This window comes from Paenibacillus sp. P32E (assembly GCF_001909085.1).
Taxonomy (GTDB): domain Bacteria; phylum Bacillota; class Bacilli; order Paenibacillales; family Paenibacillaceae; genus Paenibacillus_AQ; species Paenibacillus_AQ helianthi.
The window spans coordinates 38,377-52,968 of sequence record NZ_LVYY01000020.1 but is presented as its reverse complement, the minus strand read 5'-3'; the positions used below and the strand labels follow the sequence as shown (position 1 = coordinate 52,968).

Annotated in this window: 11 protein-coding genes; 1 reads left to right on the top strand and 10 read right to left on the bottom strand. The window is 48.7% G+C overall.

Annotated features, from left to right (window positions below):
• Nucleotides 1–176: 176 nt before the first annotated feature.
• The 4 genes from A3848_RS32410 to A3848_RS18705 all read right to left on the bottom strand — a co-directional run bounded on the left by A3848_RS32410 (nucleotide 177) and on the right by A3848_RS18705 (nucleotide 2,888).
• Nucleotides 177–359, bottom strand: coding sequence for a hypothetical protein (locus A3848_RS32410; protein ID WP_178382040.1), 183 nt, complete (start codon nucleotides 357–359; stop codon nucleotides 177–179).
• 259 nt (nucleotides 360–618) lie between these two features.
• The gene (locus A3848_RS18715) at nucleotides 619–1,299 is read right to left on the bottom strand and encodes a helix-turn-helix domain-containing protein (RefSeq protein ID WP_074086423.1); all 681 of its coding nucleotides are present in this window, start codon (nucleotides 1,297–1,299) and stop codon (nucleotides 619–621) included.
• 146 nt (nucleotides 1,300–1,445) lie between these two features.
• Nucleotides 1,446–2,261, bottom strand: coding sequence for a DegV family protein (locus tag A3848_RS18710; RefSeq protein WP_074086422.1), 816 nt, complete (start codon nucleotides 2,259–2,261; stop codon nucleotides 1,446–1,448).
• 42 nt (nucleotides 2,262–2,303) lie between these two features.
• A complete protein-coding gene (locus tag A3848_RS18705) occupies nucleotides 2,304–2,888 on the bottom strand; it encodes a TetR/AcrR family transcriptional regulator (RefSeq protein ID WP_074086421.1) in 585 nt (194 codons plus the stop codon).
• A 233-nt stretch (nucleotides 2,889–3,121) separates the two neighbouring features.
• Here A3848_RS18705 and A3848_RS18700 point away from each other — a divergent pair, with 233 nt between their 5' ends.
• Nucleotides 3,122–4,615, top strand: a complete 1,494-nt coding sequence (locus tag A3848_RS18700; RefSeq protein ID WP_074086420.1) for a DHA2 family efflux MFS transporter permease subunit — start codon at nucleotides 3,122–3,124, stop codon at nucleotides 4,613–4,615.
• Between the two features lie 119 nt (nucleotides 4,616–4,734).
• Here A3848_RS18700 and A3848_RS18695 read toward each other — a convergent pair whose 3' ends face one another.
• The 6 genes from A3848_RS18695 to A3848_RS18670 all read right to left on the bottom strand — a co-directional run bounded on the left by A3848_RS18695 (nucleotide 4,735) and on the right by A3848_RS18670 (nucleotide 14,587).
• Nucleotides 4,735–8,544, bottom strand: a complete 3,810-nt coding sequence (locus A3848_RS18695; protein ID WP_074086419.1) for a GH32 C-terminal domain-containing protein — start codon at nucleotides 8,542–8,544, stop codon at nucleotides 4,735–4,737.
• Nucleotides 8,545–8,647: 103 nt separating this feature from the next.
• Complete coding sequence (locus A3848_RS18690; protein WP_074086418.1) at nucleotides 8,648–9,538, bottom strand: ROK family protein; 891 nt, start codon at nucleotides 9,536–9,538, stop codon at nucleotides 8,648–8,650.
• A 4-nt stretch (nucleotides 9,539–9,542) separates the two neighbouring features.
• Nucleotides 9,543–11,039, bottom strand: coding sequence for a glycoside hydrolase family 32 protein (locus A3848_RS18685; protein ID WP_074086417.1), 1,497 nt, complete (start codon nucleotides 11,037–11,039; stop codon nucleotides 9,543–9,545).
• Between the two features lie 33 nt (nucleotides 11,040–11,072).
• Nucleotides 11,073–12,686, bottom strand: a complete 1,614-nt coding sequence (locus A3848_RS18680) for an ABC transporter substrate-binding protein (protein ID WP_074086416.1) — start codon at nucleotides 12,684–12,686, stop codon at nucleotides 11,073–11,075.
• 60 nt (nucleotides 12,687–12,746) lie between these two features.
• Nucleotides 12,747–13,628: a carbohydrate ABC transporter permease gene (locus A3848_RS18675; protein WP_074086415.1), complete on the bottom strand. Its 882-nt coding sequence runs from the start codon at nucleotides 13,626–13,628 to the stop codon at nucleotides 12,747–12,749.
• 17 nt (nucleotides 13,629–13,645) lie between these two features.
• Entirely contained in the window at nucleotides 13,646–14,587 is a 942-nt protein-coding gene (locus A3848_RS18670) for an ABC transporter permease (RefSeq protein WP_143186272.1), read from the bottom strand.
• Nucleotides 14,588–14,592: the final 5 nt, after the last annotated feature.

Here is a 14,592-nt window from a genome sequence, read left to right as displayed (position 1 = left end):
ATGAGCTATCGCTTCCATTTTTATATAGGCACATTATATAGGGAAAGCGATTTCAGGCTCCATGGGCAAACTAGCAACTTTTTGTAATTACTAGACAGAAGTTTACACAAAAAAACGGAGAACCCCCACAAGCACATCTCTCTTGTCAGGGTTCCCCGTATAGCTGAGCTTCACGCCTATATATCCATATCTTTGCCTGTATAATCCACGAACATGAAGCGGCCTTGCGGTGCAACGCGCTGCTCGATCAGGCGGATAATCGCCCGGATACGCATGAGTGAGGCTGCCCGCTTCAGATGAAATATTGATAATGGAAGGCTGACATACCTCAACCCTCCCTGTGTTTGTAATGTTTCCACCATAGTTTGTGACCAGTCTACCATACCCGTACTGTGAAAAGGCTGTCAAGCGTGAGAGGGTAACGCTATCAGAGGTATTTATACCTCTCATTCCGACTGGTAGCCCATTTTTGGCCAGATCAGAGGTATTTATACCTCTCATTCCGACTGGTAGCCCATTTTTGGCCAGATCAGAGGTATTTATACCTCTCATTCCGGCCGGTAGCCCATTTTTGGCCAGATCAGAGGTAGTTATACCTCTCATTCCGACTGGCAGCCATTACCATAGCTCGTTATCTATAAATGAATGAATATATTCGTAACGGCAAACTCTATTGCTGCCATGGGCCACCACGGGTCTGAACTTCCCTTTTTCACATAAAGAATTCATGTGTTTTTTGACTGTGCGCGGATTCACTCCAAGTTCATTCACCAAGTCAACGGGTCGCAAGAAACCGTTCCAACGGCTTGCCAACCGCAGAATCTCCCTCTCCAGCCTAGTATACTGGCGGCCTTCCTCATCAGTACTCTTCAATAAACATGGAGTAAGCAACGATTTGAATAAAGAGATAGTCAGCTCCGGCATCGATTCCAAATCATCGTAGGGAACCGCGACTACACGATAACCCGCAATTTGCAGATAAGTCTCTCTATTTATTTCCTGCCGGTATCGGGTACGGTCCGTATTTTGCACATGAGGCCCGTACCCTTTTATCTCAATGGCAAACTTCACCTGCCCCGGCTTCCATACCAGATCAACAAAATAAGGCCGGCCGCGCCAATCCAAGACCTCATACTCCGGATGAAGATTATCCATATGACCAAATATGGGCCACCATACCCTCTCCACAAACATTTGCTCTCCATGCCGATGCCCGCGCTCCAACCGGTCCAGACGTTCCCCTGTTCTCCGGTTTTTATGGTACTCCAGCCATTTATGATGTTCTTCGGCAAATCCCATTTTCTGACCTCCACCTCTGCACAAAAAAATCCCGCACCCCAATATGCCATGGAGTACGGGACGTTCTTCGTCCGTTTTTTTAGATTATAGCGTTTCGTGTTTTCCCTCGTCAATGACCTCCAACGTTGTGCTATTTTTTATTTTATTTACTTTTTCAGCAAATAGCTCAGCTCTATACTTCGCGGGGTAGTGCGGCATAATAATCCATTAATATTGGAGAGGAGTATCACCTTTTTGAACCCATAGCTTTCATACAATATGTTCTTCATATACTCCGCCGGTTCTCTGGCCATTGTCTGTGAGATCACTATGAATTCGCGGTCAATTTGTGGATGGTGCCGCAAGTTGCCGAGAAGGGTGTCCTCCAGATTACTGGATATTCCATTCTGGATATGGAGCTTGGGTTTGAGCTTCAGCGGACTTATGATCCTGTTAGGCAAACCATATATATTCCCGGTTGGATTGACTTTTTTCATCCGATCCAGAATCAGCTCTTCCCTGACTGCAGCGCGGTGTTCGTCCAGCTTCTGCCCGAAGGAAGCCCACGTTCTCACCTTCTTGGCAATCCTTGCTGCCTGCACCGTCATCATTGCTGTTCCTGAAGAAAAACATCCGGAATCCACCACAGTGACCTTTCCCTTGGGGAAATGTTTGGCCGCCGCTTCAGCATTTCTATAAGAAGGAGAAATTTCAGCAGACATGCTTATATACACCACCTGATCAATCCCGCCAACGGATGGAGTAAAGAGCTGTATGAAATCTTCTACCGCTGGAGCGGCAATACCCGGCACTTTCCCTGTCTCCATGACGAGACTGAGAATATCTTCGGTCTGAATATCCACAGTATGCCTATAAATCTGAGCGTTGTTAAAAACAACATAAACCGGAGCGATGCCTATATTCAATTGTTCGATCATGCCTGGTGGTAGTGTGGTCAGACTATCCGTGAAAAGATGTAACATGTTTCCCCTGCAATCCCCTTCTCATGTCTATATTTGTCCGCCTTATTGAGCGCGGAGTGAGGTAATCTGTCTCGCTAAATAGGCAGGCGTATACGGCATATCATTGCGCAGCCAGGCAACGATAGTACCAATCAAGGCAGCTGAGCCATACCAGACGGCGATATCCTTTTGAATCGTTACATTCGTTTGGCTGACACCGATCTCTTTTTCGTTCACACGTGCTGAAATCATTTCGGCCATCAGACTGAACAGGCGGTCCGTAAAAATCGTACTCCGCCTTGATGTAAAGACCACTTTGTAGAATTTTGCATTCTCCGCGATATGCTTCAGAAGACTTTCCAGAACCGGCCAATCCTCCTGGATTCCCGTCTCCGATTTCCTCTTGTAGTTGCTGTGCACTACCTGATTAATGTCCTCGACCATATCATCTGCCAGCTTTTCCAGCATGTCCGGAATATCCCGATAATGCAGATAAAAAGTAACACGATTAATTTTGGCCCGCTCTGCAATGCGGTTTACCGAGATTTTCTGGACATCCATCTCTTCCAGAAGTTCAATAAGGGCATTTCTAAGCAATTCACGGGTGCGGAGTACACGGGGATCTGTCCGGGGGGTTGTATTTTCCATCTGCTAATCTCCATCCTTTACCTTTGAATAGGCAAACTACACTTTTTAATAAACTGTAGTTTTTCATTCCGAAAAGCTACAGTTGGCTCGAAATCGTAAACTAATGAACACTTTTCCGGAAATCGTTGCTTGCTTGCATGAAAATTTCATCTATAATCATCTTTATACACTGTAAACTATACAACACTTTGTAAATTTAGTCTATGACCGGCGATTTGAAAGGATGGAGTAAAATGAGTAGAGCGACAGAAGCAATAGGCAGTTCCGTGAAAAAAGGACCCATTTTATTCATTATGATCTTGGGTGCCTTTCTCGCGACACTGAACCAGACGATCATGAGCGTTGCTGTGCCCGAATTGATGCATGATTTCAATATCACAGCTGCAACGGCTCAGTGGCTAACCACCGGTTATATGCTCGTTAATGGTGTTTTGATTCCGATTACGGCCTATTTGATGCAGCGGTTCACGACCCGTGAGCTTTTCCAGGCCTCGATGTTTATATTCTTAGCCGGAACGGTCGTATCCGCCCTCGCGACGAGCTTCCCGGTTCTGCTGACCGGGCGTATGATTCAGGCAGCCGGTGCCGGCATTATAATGCCGCTGCTCACCAATGTTATTTTAGCCCTTTTCCCGCGTGAAAAGCGGGGAGCTGCCATGGGAATGGTGGGATTGGCGATTATTTTCGCTCCAGCGATAGGCCCCACTCTGGCCGGATATATCCTGGAGCACTACTCCTGGGAAACCATGTTCTACGGAATGCTGCCGCTCACAGCAATTGTCATCATCTGCGGGTTCATTTATTTGAAGAATGTATCGACACGCTCGTATCCCAAAATTGACATGGTCAGTGTCATTCTCTCCACCATCGGCTTCGGAACCTTACTGTACGGCTTCAGCCGTGCCGCCAGCGCTGGATGGTCAAGCGTGGAAGTCCTCCTGTCTTTAGCTGCAGGCGTCATATCGCTGGGCTTGTTCACCTGGCGCCAGCTGGCTTCGAAGGACCCGCTGCTTGATCTGCGGGCTTTCAAATACAACATGTTCTCCTTGACTACGGTTATTAGTATCGCGGTTACTATCATCATGTATGCGGATATGATGCTGCTGCCTCTGTATCTGCAGAATGCACGCGGCTACACAGCGATGGAGTCCGGTTTGCTGCTGCTTCCCGGCGCACTTATCATGGGACTGCTTATGCCGGTCACCGGCAAGCTGTTCGACCGGTTCGGGGCCAAATGGCTTGCCGTCATCGGTCTGCTGATCACCATTCTGACAACCTTGAGCTTTGTGAACCTGACGGATTCGACCAGTTACATGTACCTGGTGTTCATGTCCACCGGACGCCGGATCGGGATGGCGCTGCTGCTCATGCCTATCCAAACTTTAGGGTTGAATCAATTGCCATCCAAGCTTAACGCGCACGGCACCGCTATCTCCAATACCGTAAGACAAGTGGCCGGCGCTGTCGGGACTTCACTACTCGTCACCGTGATGACCAGCCGAACCACAACACACATGATGGATATGATGGCCGCTGGTGGTAAAGGCGCCACTAAGGAGCAAATGATTACTGAAGCTTCCATCCAGGGTATCAATGATGCCTATCTCGTCATTGTGGGCATTGGTATCATCGGCTTACTGCTCGCCTTCTTCATCAAACGTGTGGGGCAGGAATCCGGTCAAGAACCTGAAGTACAGCGGAACAAGGCTGTTGCCGGGAAAGCCTGAGCAGAGTAGATATCGATCAAATCTGTACGCCTCAATTTTAAGCGGATTCGATCCGCCCATTCGCAAAAACCCCTTCCGCCATGCTTGGCGGAAGGGGTTTTTGCTACAGAATTGTACTGTTAAAAGCCAGAGCTTAATTTCCACTTTTGACGCATTTTATCCGTTTGAAAATCCTCCAATGTAAGTTTAGAGCCATCCTCGGATATAGCCAAAGCCATATTATGACGGACAGAGAGTATGGCAACCGATCCATCCTCATTCTTGTTGACTATCCAGCGCTGATTATTATAGCCCAGATAAGGATAGAGCTGTAACGTATTATGCTCCGTGTCCAGATCAAGCGCCTGTCCCGAGGTCGTACGGATGGAATAGGAGCCTGCTTCATCTCCGGTTGGCACAAATACCCATTTCTGGTCTAAGGCTTCATTTGCACCCTGTACATTCACTGCTTCTCCATTCACCAGATTCGCTGTATAAATAGATTTCTGGAATGCTGCATTCACCAGGCTTGATGTCATCAGGTTCGCCGGTTCTCCCCCGGTCATATTCACATTCTGATATGATGCATATCCGCCAAACACATGAAGTCCAAAATGGCCTTCCGCAAATGTTCCGTCCTTCAGATCCATTATTTTCAGCCCTCCCACATATACCACGATATGGGGACCTTCTGCCTGTATCTTTATTTTATAGGTTTGACCCGGCTGGATGAATGTCGGAACTTTCGCCAGTACCTGCCGCTCTTCGAATCGTCCATCGATTTTGTAGAACAGGCGGACAGCTTTCATGTTAGGGTCCAGATTCAAGTAATAGCCACTGCGGCCATCCTCACTGGCACGGAACAGAAGTGAGCCTGCACCACCGGATTCGCCAAGCTTCATGTCGGCTTCATACGTAAAATTACCCGCCTGCTCTTGGGCAATATCATTCGCATCGCTGGAATATTTGCCGCGGATTCCATCCCGGCCTACGATCCATGACGCCATGGACATGTCCTTGCTCCAGCCACTGAGATTGGTATGAAACTCGCCGCCGAAGACTTTTACCACAAGGCTGGCAGATGCCTTTCCATTCGGAGTGGATACCGTAATGACGGCCTCCCCTTCTTTCTTCGCCTGAAGGGTTGCTTGGGAATAGCCTGCTGCATGAATGCCAGCCACCTCTTCATTGCTCGACATCCACTTCAGCGGGTGAACACCGTTGCCCGGCCCGTTCTCTACTGTCGCCTGCAGCATCCTGTTTTGCCCGATCTCCATTTCAAGGTCACCCGTATCCATTGCAATCCGAGTAGCCGAAACGCTGTCTGAATTCCATACCGATCCAAGCTTATTCACTTTCAGCGAAACCACCTTCACCATGCCGCCATGGGTATAGAAGCTCATTGCCCTGCTGGCCGGATCAGGAAAAATGACTTCAGAGAAAACCACCTTTCCCCCATTAGCAAAAACCTCAATAGAGGATTCATCCACCAAAATCCGCAGCTTGATCCGCTTGTTCTCCGGTGTCATTGCCGCTTGATGCCTTGTACTAAAGAGACTGGAGAAATCCGTTACCCCGGAGGCCGACCGGTCAACGAATAATTGGCCTTCACCCACCCTGTAGCCGACAATCGTCTTCTGATTTGCCCCCTCGCGCACGTTAAAACCAAACTCCGATACTTCACTGCCGTCCGGAATCTCCAGTTCAGCTTCAATTTCATACGCACCTGACACCAAGCCTTTCAGCAGGTTGGGAGAAGAAGAACTGACCATCTTATCAGCTGTAGTGAACAGACCGCTGCGCAGAAGCTCCATTTCCTTGACCGGACTCTGGGCGAGGCGAAGCCCCTCATGAGTCATGACCAGGGTAACCTCTCTTGGAACCGTCAGCTCTCCCTTCCAGCCTGAAGTCGGGAAAGCGAACGGATAATCCCAGTTGGACATCCACGCCAGCATCACTCTGCGTCCATCCGGCATGTCCGAGAAAGACATGGATGCATAATACTCTTTGCCAAAGTCTGTCCTCAGCACTTTTCCTGCCGGATTATCATTCACGAATTTACCCTCAGCAGTCAGATTCCCTACAAAATATTCCGAATCCGAACCTCCTGTTGCCGGATTTGCACCTGTACTGATCATGAGAACCCATTTCTTCTCTGACGTTCCCTGTACGGTCAGCGGGAATAAGTCAGGGCATTCCCATACACCGCCGCGAACATAATTCCCATAACCCCAATTATCGGTCAAGGTCCAGTCCAGCAGGTTGGTTGATGTGAAAAAACGGATATGATCGCCACCGGACACCACCATCACCCAGCGATTATTCCCGTCATCTCGGATCACCTTGGGATCGCGGAAATCCCAGCCTCCCGGGTCCTCTCCGTTCTTGCCGGGGTTCTCAATCACAATCGGCCGGTCCTTGGCATATTCCCACGTGCGTCCCTGATCCATGCTGTAGGCAAGACCAATACGCTGGTTGCCATTCGGGCCATCCGGATTATAGGAGGTATAAAAGGCAATCAAGCCTTTACCGCCCGAATCCGTGAACAAGCCTGATGCATTGGTTACATCCGCTATTGCAGCTCCCGACCAGACATGCCCGTAATCATTCCATGGAAGTGCAACCGGCAGGCGTTTCCAGTTCAGCATATCCTTGCTGACGGCGTGAGCCCATGTGCCTCCATCCTGATGGAAAAGATGGTATTCCCCTTCGAAGTAGACCAGCCCGTTCGGGTCGCTGGCGGAACCGCGGTTCGGCGAATAATGATATTGGGGACGGTAGGTTTCATTATAATAACTGTTAGCCTCCGTAAGATACGTATTCTGAAAGTAAGCGCTTCCCATTCGTACAGTAAGTCCGGCGTTTCCGGTTGAATACGAATTATCCGATATATCGATTGCTGCCGGAGTATATCCGTCCAGGAAAATTTGAATCCGGCTGCCCTTTGCCTTGACTTCCACTTCATGCTTCGCGCCCGTTTGGCTCGAATAAGCACGATCTGAGCTTGCAATTGCAGTTCCGTCAGCTTTCGTCAGCTTTACACGGACCTGATTTCCTTCCTTCACAAGTGTGGCTTCATAGCCACGGGTTCCATCGGCAGAGGAGCGGAAAGCAAGCGCTGCAACCGCATCAGAACCCAAAGAGATTGTTCCTTCGTATACAAAATCAGCGGCTTGGTTGCTATAGATTCGCTGTGCCTTGCCTTGGTCCATAGACGTTCCTTTTAAGCCTCTAAGGTCAGGCTGCCACTGTCCTTTATTTACAAGCACTGTACCCAGGTTTCCTTTCAGATCGCTAACGGTTATATTTTGGAACAAGGCAGACCCATTCCGGACGTGCAGTCCAAGACGGCCTGTATGGTATGCACTGTCCTGAATATCAATCACAGGCTTGTACTGATCCCCCCAATACACCTTTAGCGAGGTCCCTTCGGCCTTTACCTTGAGATGATAAATCTCTCCTTCCTTGCGGGAAACCTGATGTTCTTCATTTAATCTGCCTGCCCCACCCGCCGCATCTTTTATACGGATCGTACCGGACTCTGGTGCAATTTGCAGCATATATGAATTCGATCCATCTTCATTCGAACGGAAGATCAAACTAGCCTCCGCTTTCATATCCTTGATCATGACGTCGGCTTCATACAGAAAATCATCTGCCACCGTTTCAGAGATGGCCATCACGTTTTCCTGCGGATCAGATGTCAGCAGAAGTCCATCTGCGGGTTCTTCCCACTTACCGGTTCCTTTTACTTGCCAACCCGTCAGATTTGTATTTACATTGGTAGCGTTCTCAAAAATAGCAAGACCCCCCTTTTCCGCTTTTCCTGTGCCACTCTCTGCCAGTGCAGCCCCGCCTATATCAGGACTAGCAGCGTAAACTTCGGATGAAGTCATAATGATTCCTATAACCATCAGAATGCATAGAAATGCTCTGGGTTTCTTCTTCATCTGTTGCCCTCCATTTCTACTCTACGTATTCTTCCACCTTCCATTCATAAGTAAAAAGCTGGCCAGCTACAGAGCATAACTGGCCAGGATACCTATTGAGTTGTTATAAAGTGGAAGCCTCATTATTCCATGCTGCAAACCCCAAGGCCAGAGCCCCGCATAATCCCGCCTGCTGGCCAAGACCCGGTGACACAATATACTCATCGATGTGTTGCAGAATAGTACTTGAACTGACATAACCGTTCAGATTGCGGAGCACAGCCTGCCGGATCAGCGGGAGCAGCTGCAGCTGCTGCATCACGCCGCCGCCCAAAATAATTTTGTGGGGAGACAGAAGTAAAATGGCATTGGTTATCGACTGGGCGATATAGAAGGCTTCCATTTCCCAAGCGATATGGCCGGGAGGCAGCTCGTGGCCCTTTTTCCCCCATCTGGCTTCTATGGCAGGACCTGCCGCCATCCCTTCGAGGCAGTCCCCATGGTAAGGGCACACGCCTGCGAATTCATCTTCAGGATGCCGTCTGGTCAGTACATGCCCTCCCTCAGGATGTACAAGACCATGTATGGTTTTACCTTCCGAATACACGCCGACACCGACACCCGTGCCCACGGTATAGTACAAACAGCTGGATAATCCTTGCGCAGCACCCCATTTAGCCTCACCATATGCGGCTGCATTGACATCGGTATCCCAGCCGTACGGAACTGGAAAGGCCCGCCGTAAAGTCCCCAGCATATCGTAATTCTCCCAACCCCGTTTAGGGGTTGTCGTAACGTAGCCGTAAGTCGGACTCTCCGGGTTGATATCGATCGGACCAAAGGACCCAACCCCGATCGCCTCTACCTGTTTGTCTTGAAAATATTGAATCACCTGAGGGAGGGTTTGATCTGGATGCCCGGTTGGAAGGCTGAGCCGGTTCAGAATTTTCCCGCTTTCATCCCCAATCCCGCACACGAATTTGGTTCCACCTGCTTCAATTGCTCCTATACGCATCCTGTTAACCCTCCGATTGCTGGTTATCGCCATCCGCGGCAGGCAGATTCAACTTGTAGATTTCCAGTGAAAGGAACGGGGTCTCTTCATTTTCTGCAAATGCAGCAACGCCCGCTGATTCAGGCTTAGGAAAAATAAGATCCGTAATGACCGCCTGACCTCCATTACTGAACACTTCAACCGAAGTACGGTCCACAAAAATGCGCAGATCATTGATCTCACCCGGTGCCTGTAGTTCCGCCGAATGACGTCCGGGGAACCACTCATGGAAATCTAGCCGTCCTGAAGTCTGACGGTCTACATAAAGCTCTTCTGCCTTCGCATCAATTCCGATAACGGTTTGTTCTCCAACCCCGGCTCTTACCTTGAAGCCTGCAGACATACCGCGGGTGAACCTCGCAGCGATCTCGTAAGCATCAAGCTGGAGATCGGCTAATGAAGCGTTGATTTCCTGCACAGTAACATCTTTGAGTGAAAGAACAGGGGTACGGACCACCTCCAGTTCTTTGACCGGCTTCTGAACGAGCAGGATTTTTCCTTCTCTGGATTCAAGGTACAACTCTCTTGGAAGGGTCATCGCCCCACGGAACTCTTCTGCGGGTGTCTGTCTGGCATACATCCAGTTGCTCATCCAGCCGATAAACAGACGTCTTCCGTCTTCTTCAGGCACATCCGACCAGCTTACCCCTGCGTAATTGTCCCTTCCATAATCAAGCCAGCGGACATGCTCGGAATCCTCATCCGGAGTAAACACTGCTCCATCGAAATCGCCGGTGAAGTATTGTGTTCTTGAGCCTTCCACAAAAGCGGGGTCTGCTCCAATACTCACAAGCATCACCCATTTGGTGTTCGCTGTGTCTCCATCCACGTGCAGCGGGAACAAGTCAGGGCATTCCCACACACCGTCATGTGACCCGGTGCCCTCACCGAATTCACTGGCAAAGGTCCAATGGATCAGATCTGGAGAATGATACAGGCAGACCGTTTGACCGCAAGCGACGATCATTACCCATTGCTTAGTCTCCTGGTGCCAGAACACTTTTGGATCACGGAAATCAATGAAAGTAGCATGTTCAATCACCGGATTGCCTTCGTATTTGGTCCAGGTTCTGCCGTTGTCATGGCTGTAAGCGAGGCTTTGACGCTGAACGGCCGGTTTCCCTTCCGGCATGTCAAGGTGATGCGTAAAGATGGCTACCAGCCCTGGCTTATCTTCAAAAAATCCGGTCGTATTGTTCCAGTCCACAACAGCACTTCCCGAGAAAATCATGCCCAGCTCATCCGGAAAGAGTGCGATAGGCAGCTCCTCCCAAGTAATAAGGTCCTTGCTGACGGCATGGCCCCAGTGCATGCTACCCATGGTCATTCCACCCGGATGGTGTTGGAAGAACAAATGATATTCTCCTTCAAAAAAGACCATTCCGTTCGGGTCGTTCATCCATTTGGCTTGGGGCGAGAAATGATAGACACCCCGGTATTTTTGTTTTGTAATAGCTGACATTATGGCTCTCTCCTCTACTCCACTATCTATTTTTTATTTCTTCGTTGCTCTGTCATAACCGCCTTGTTTAATTTTCAGCCATTCCTGCAGGCCAAGTCGGTCCAATTCCTTCAGATAATCATTCCACTGCGCATCCACTTTGCCGTTCTGGTACCACTCTGTACGCATTCTGAGAACGTAGGCGAACAGATCCGTTTCAATCGTCGTCAGGCGGTCCAGCTCTTCAATCGAATTAAATACGCTTGGCATTACGTTCTCTGCCTTCATCTTCGGCGCCATGATGTTTTTGATAATATCCAATCTGCCCTTGGCATCATCCGGCATGGTTGTATATTTGCCATAGTAGGAATCAAGAACGGCCAGAGGCCCGCCGATACTTGTTTTCTCGCGAAGCTCAACAGGAGCGGCACCTTCGAGCGGCAGATGCGTCAGCATGCCTTTGGCTTCATCAAATTTGAAGATGTTCTGCTGTGTTTTATCCCCATAGGTGCCCCAGTTGTCCTGCACGGACTGGACCGGATCATACAGCTGATCCACCCATTTCGCCGTCGTTTCCAGGTTTTTATTGGAGCTCGTAAGGACCATTTTACCGCGGCCAAGGCCAAGACCATTGGTTCTCGTTACATTCACTTCGCCATCCGGGCCAGCGAGCGGCGGCATCACTTCATAGGTATCGTTGGCCCCAGAGATGTTAGCCTTATCCCAGGAGAAGTACAATCCGTATCGTTGATCCTTCCCTTTGGCAAGATACGTACTCCAGTCCTGCGTATAAGCCTCAATATCAATAAGTCCTTCCTTATACAGCTCATTGATAAAAGAAACAGCCTTCTTGTAGCCTTCATCCGCCGCTGTAAATATCACTTTTCCTTCATTGCTTACCACCGCATGATCGGGATTCTCCCCCAGTCCGAAGGAAGCAAAGAGGAAGGCCAGATCTTCCGCGCCCGGCTTGTTAATAAAGGACAGCGGGATTTCATCCGCCTGGCCGTTGCCATTCGGGTCCTGCGTCTTGAACGCGATCAGCACTTTTTTCAGCTCATCCGTCGTTTTTGGCATCTCAAGGCCCAGCTTTTTCAGCCATTTGACATTGATCCAGGGCATGCTGTCTACAGCCTGAATTCTTTCTTTTCCGTTACCAAGCTCTTCAATCCAGGGAAAGGCATAAATATTGCCGTCCGGCGCCGTGATCATGCTCTTGTATTCAGGAGCTTGTTCCAACACCTTTTTAAAATTGGGCATATTCTTCTCGATCAGATCGTTCAATGGAATAATGGTACCGTCTTTAGCAAGTTTGAGCAGCTCATAATCACTATAGTCAGCATTGAAGATAGCATCAGGGAGATCACCGCTTGCAACAGCCAGGTTTCTTTTTTCCACAAACACGTCTTTGGTGAAGTTTTTCCAGTTGATATGAACATTTGTTTTTTCTTCGAGACGTTTATTGATCAGCTTTTCGTTCGGGTCGGCCGGTGCCAGGGGGGAGCTTTGCGTAATAAAGTTCAGGGTAACTTTGCCGCTTGGGTCCTGTTCTTTACTAGCCGCATTTCCTCCGCCGCCACCGCTGCATGCCGTAAGCAACAGGATAGAGGCAAGTACAGAGGCAGAAGCTGCTTGGGTTACCACTTTTGATTTTGTCAGTTTTTTCATGGGAACATGACCTCCTGAGTAGGATGAATGCAAATCTGTATCTATGTTCAAGTCCATCCCCTATTTCAGGGAACCGAGCATGACACCTTTTTCAAAGTACTTCTGGAAGAAAGGATACATAATGATGAGCGGCAAACTGGAAACAACGATTGCAGCATATTTGATGATTTCAGACAACCGTTTCATTTCTGCCATCGCCAGCTGATCACTGATCATACCAGGATCTACCTGGTTCTGAATCAGGATGGAACGCAGAACGAGCTGCAGCGGATGAAGGTTCGGATTATCCAGATAAATCATGGCATCAAAGTAGGAATTCCACTGGCCCACAAAGGCATAAAGAGCAAGCACAAAGATAATGGGTTTCGAGAGCGGCAATACAATCCCGATGAAAATTCTCATCTCCGATGCCCCGTCCACATTGGCCGCCTCCCTCAATTCATTGGGTACGCTCTTGAAAAAGGTTCTGGAAAGGATAATGTTCCATACGTTGACTGCTCCGGGAATGATCACTGCCCATACCGTGTCAAGCAGCCCCAGGTTTTTGACCAGCAGATAAGTTGGAATAAGTCCCCCGCCAAAAAACATCGTGATAATGAACAAGGTCATAAAAAACCCTCTACCTTTCAGCCTGTCATCCGACAGGGCATAGCCTGCACAGATCGAGACCAGAACGGTAAGTGTGGCAAATGCCACGGAGTAAAAAACAGCGTTTCCAAACCCGCGGATCATAGCCGGATTTGTAAGGATCATTTTGTAGCCGTCTAATGACCAGTCCGAAACTTTGAATGATAATCCATGACTGAGCAATACCGATGGGTCCATGAAGGATGCAATCACCACATAAACGAGCGGAAGCACCACTACCAATACAGCGAGCGTCAAGAACGTGGCATTCAGCGCGAGAATAAAGCGGTCCAGCCGGGAATGTCTTATGAACATGAACAGGTACTCCTTTCTTAGTAAAGGCCGTCGCCCTCATTCAGCTTCTTCACAATAAAGTTCACCGTAATGAGCAAAACAACGTTGATGAGAGAGTTGAACAAACCCACTGCGGCTGAGTATGCGTAATCGCCTGACTGCAAGCCTATTTTGTAAACATAAGTCGGAATGATCTCGGAGGACGGCAGGTTGGTTGCCGTTTGCATGAGATAAGCCTTTTCAAATCCGATCGACATGATGCCCCCCGCCGCAAGAATAAACACAATAGCCATTATCGGGCGAATGGTTGGAAGATCAATATGGCGTATTCTTTGCAGAAGATTAGCTCCATCCAGATTCGCAGCATTATGTAACTCAGGGTCAACGTTGGCAAGAGCCGCCACATAGATAATTGAAGCCCAGCCTGCACTTGTCCAGATATCCGAAAGAATGTAGATCCAGCGGAAATACTCAGGACGGGACATGAACATTACAGGTTCACCTGTAGCCCAGGTAAAGATCTGGTTAATTGGCCCTGTCGGAGACAAGAAGATAAACAGCATACCCACCACAACCACTACGGAAATGAAGTTAGGCGCGTACAGAAACAACTGTATATTCTTTTTGACAGCAGACCTCCTGATCTGATTCAGCATCAAGGCCAGCAGAATGGGAACGGGAAAGCTCAAAATCAGACCGAAAAAACTTAATTTAAGCGTATTCATAAAAATCTCTTCAAAATTGGGGGAAGAAAGAAACTTGTTGAAGTTGTAAAAACCTACCCATTCACTGCCCATGATTCCTTTGATCGGGCTGAAATCCTTAAAGGCGATGATCGCGCCATACATTGGACCATATTTAAAAATCAGGGTCAGGATTAGCGCCGGTGCGAGCATTAAATAAAGAAAGTAATGTTTCTTCATAAAATTTAATAAGGAGCTCGAAGATTTGGGCACCGTACTTCTAGCATCCGCTTTCATTGTGT

Excerpts from the sequence above, each read along its gene's own strand:
- A3848_RS18715 (WP_074086423.1), bottom strand. The coding sequence starts at position 1,299 with ATGGGATTTGCCGAAGAACATCATAAATGGCTGGAGTACCATAAAAAC.
- A3848_RS18710 (WP_074086422.1), bottom strand. The coding sequence starts at position 2,261 with ATGTTACATCTTTTCACGGATAGTCTGACCACACTACCACCAGGCATG.
- A3848_RS18705 (WP_074086421.1), bottom strand. The coding sequence starts at position 2,888 with ATGGAAAATACAACCCCCCGGACAGATCCCCGTGTACTCCGCACCCGT.
- A3848_RS18700 (WP_074086420.1), top strand. The coding sequence starts at position 3,122 with ATGAGTAGAGCGACAGAAGCAATAGGCAGTTCCGTGAAAAAAGGACCC.
- A3848_RS18695 (WP_074086419.1), bottom strand. The coding sequence starts at position 8,544 with ATGAAGAAGAAACCCAGAGCATTTCTATGCATTCTGATGGTTATAGGA.
- A3848_RS18690 (WP_074086418.1), bottom strand. The coding sequence starts at position 9,538 with ATGCGTATAGGAGCAATTGAAGCAGGTGGAACCAAATTCGTGTGCGGG.
- A3848_RS18685 (WP_074086417.1), bottom strand. The coding sequence starts at position 11,039 with ATGTCAGCTATTACAAAACAAAAATACCGGGGTGTCTATCATTTCTCG.
- A3848_RS18680 (WP_074086416.1), bottom strand. The coding sequence starts at position 12,686 with ATGAAAAAACTGACAAAATCAAAAGTGGTAACCCAAGCAGCTTCTGCC.
- A3848_RS18675 (WP_074086415.1), bottom strand. The coding sequence starts at position 13,628 with ATGTTCATAAGACATTCCCGGCTGGACCGCTTTATTCTCGCGCTGAAT.
- A3848_RS18670 (WP_143186272.1), bottom strand. The coding sequence starts at position 14,587 with ATGAAAGCGGATGCTAGAAGTACGGTGCCCAAATCTTCGAGCTCCTTA.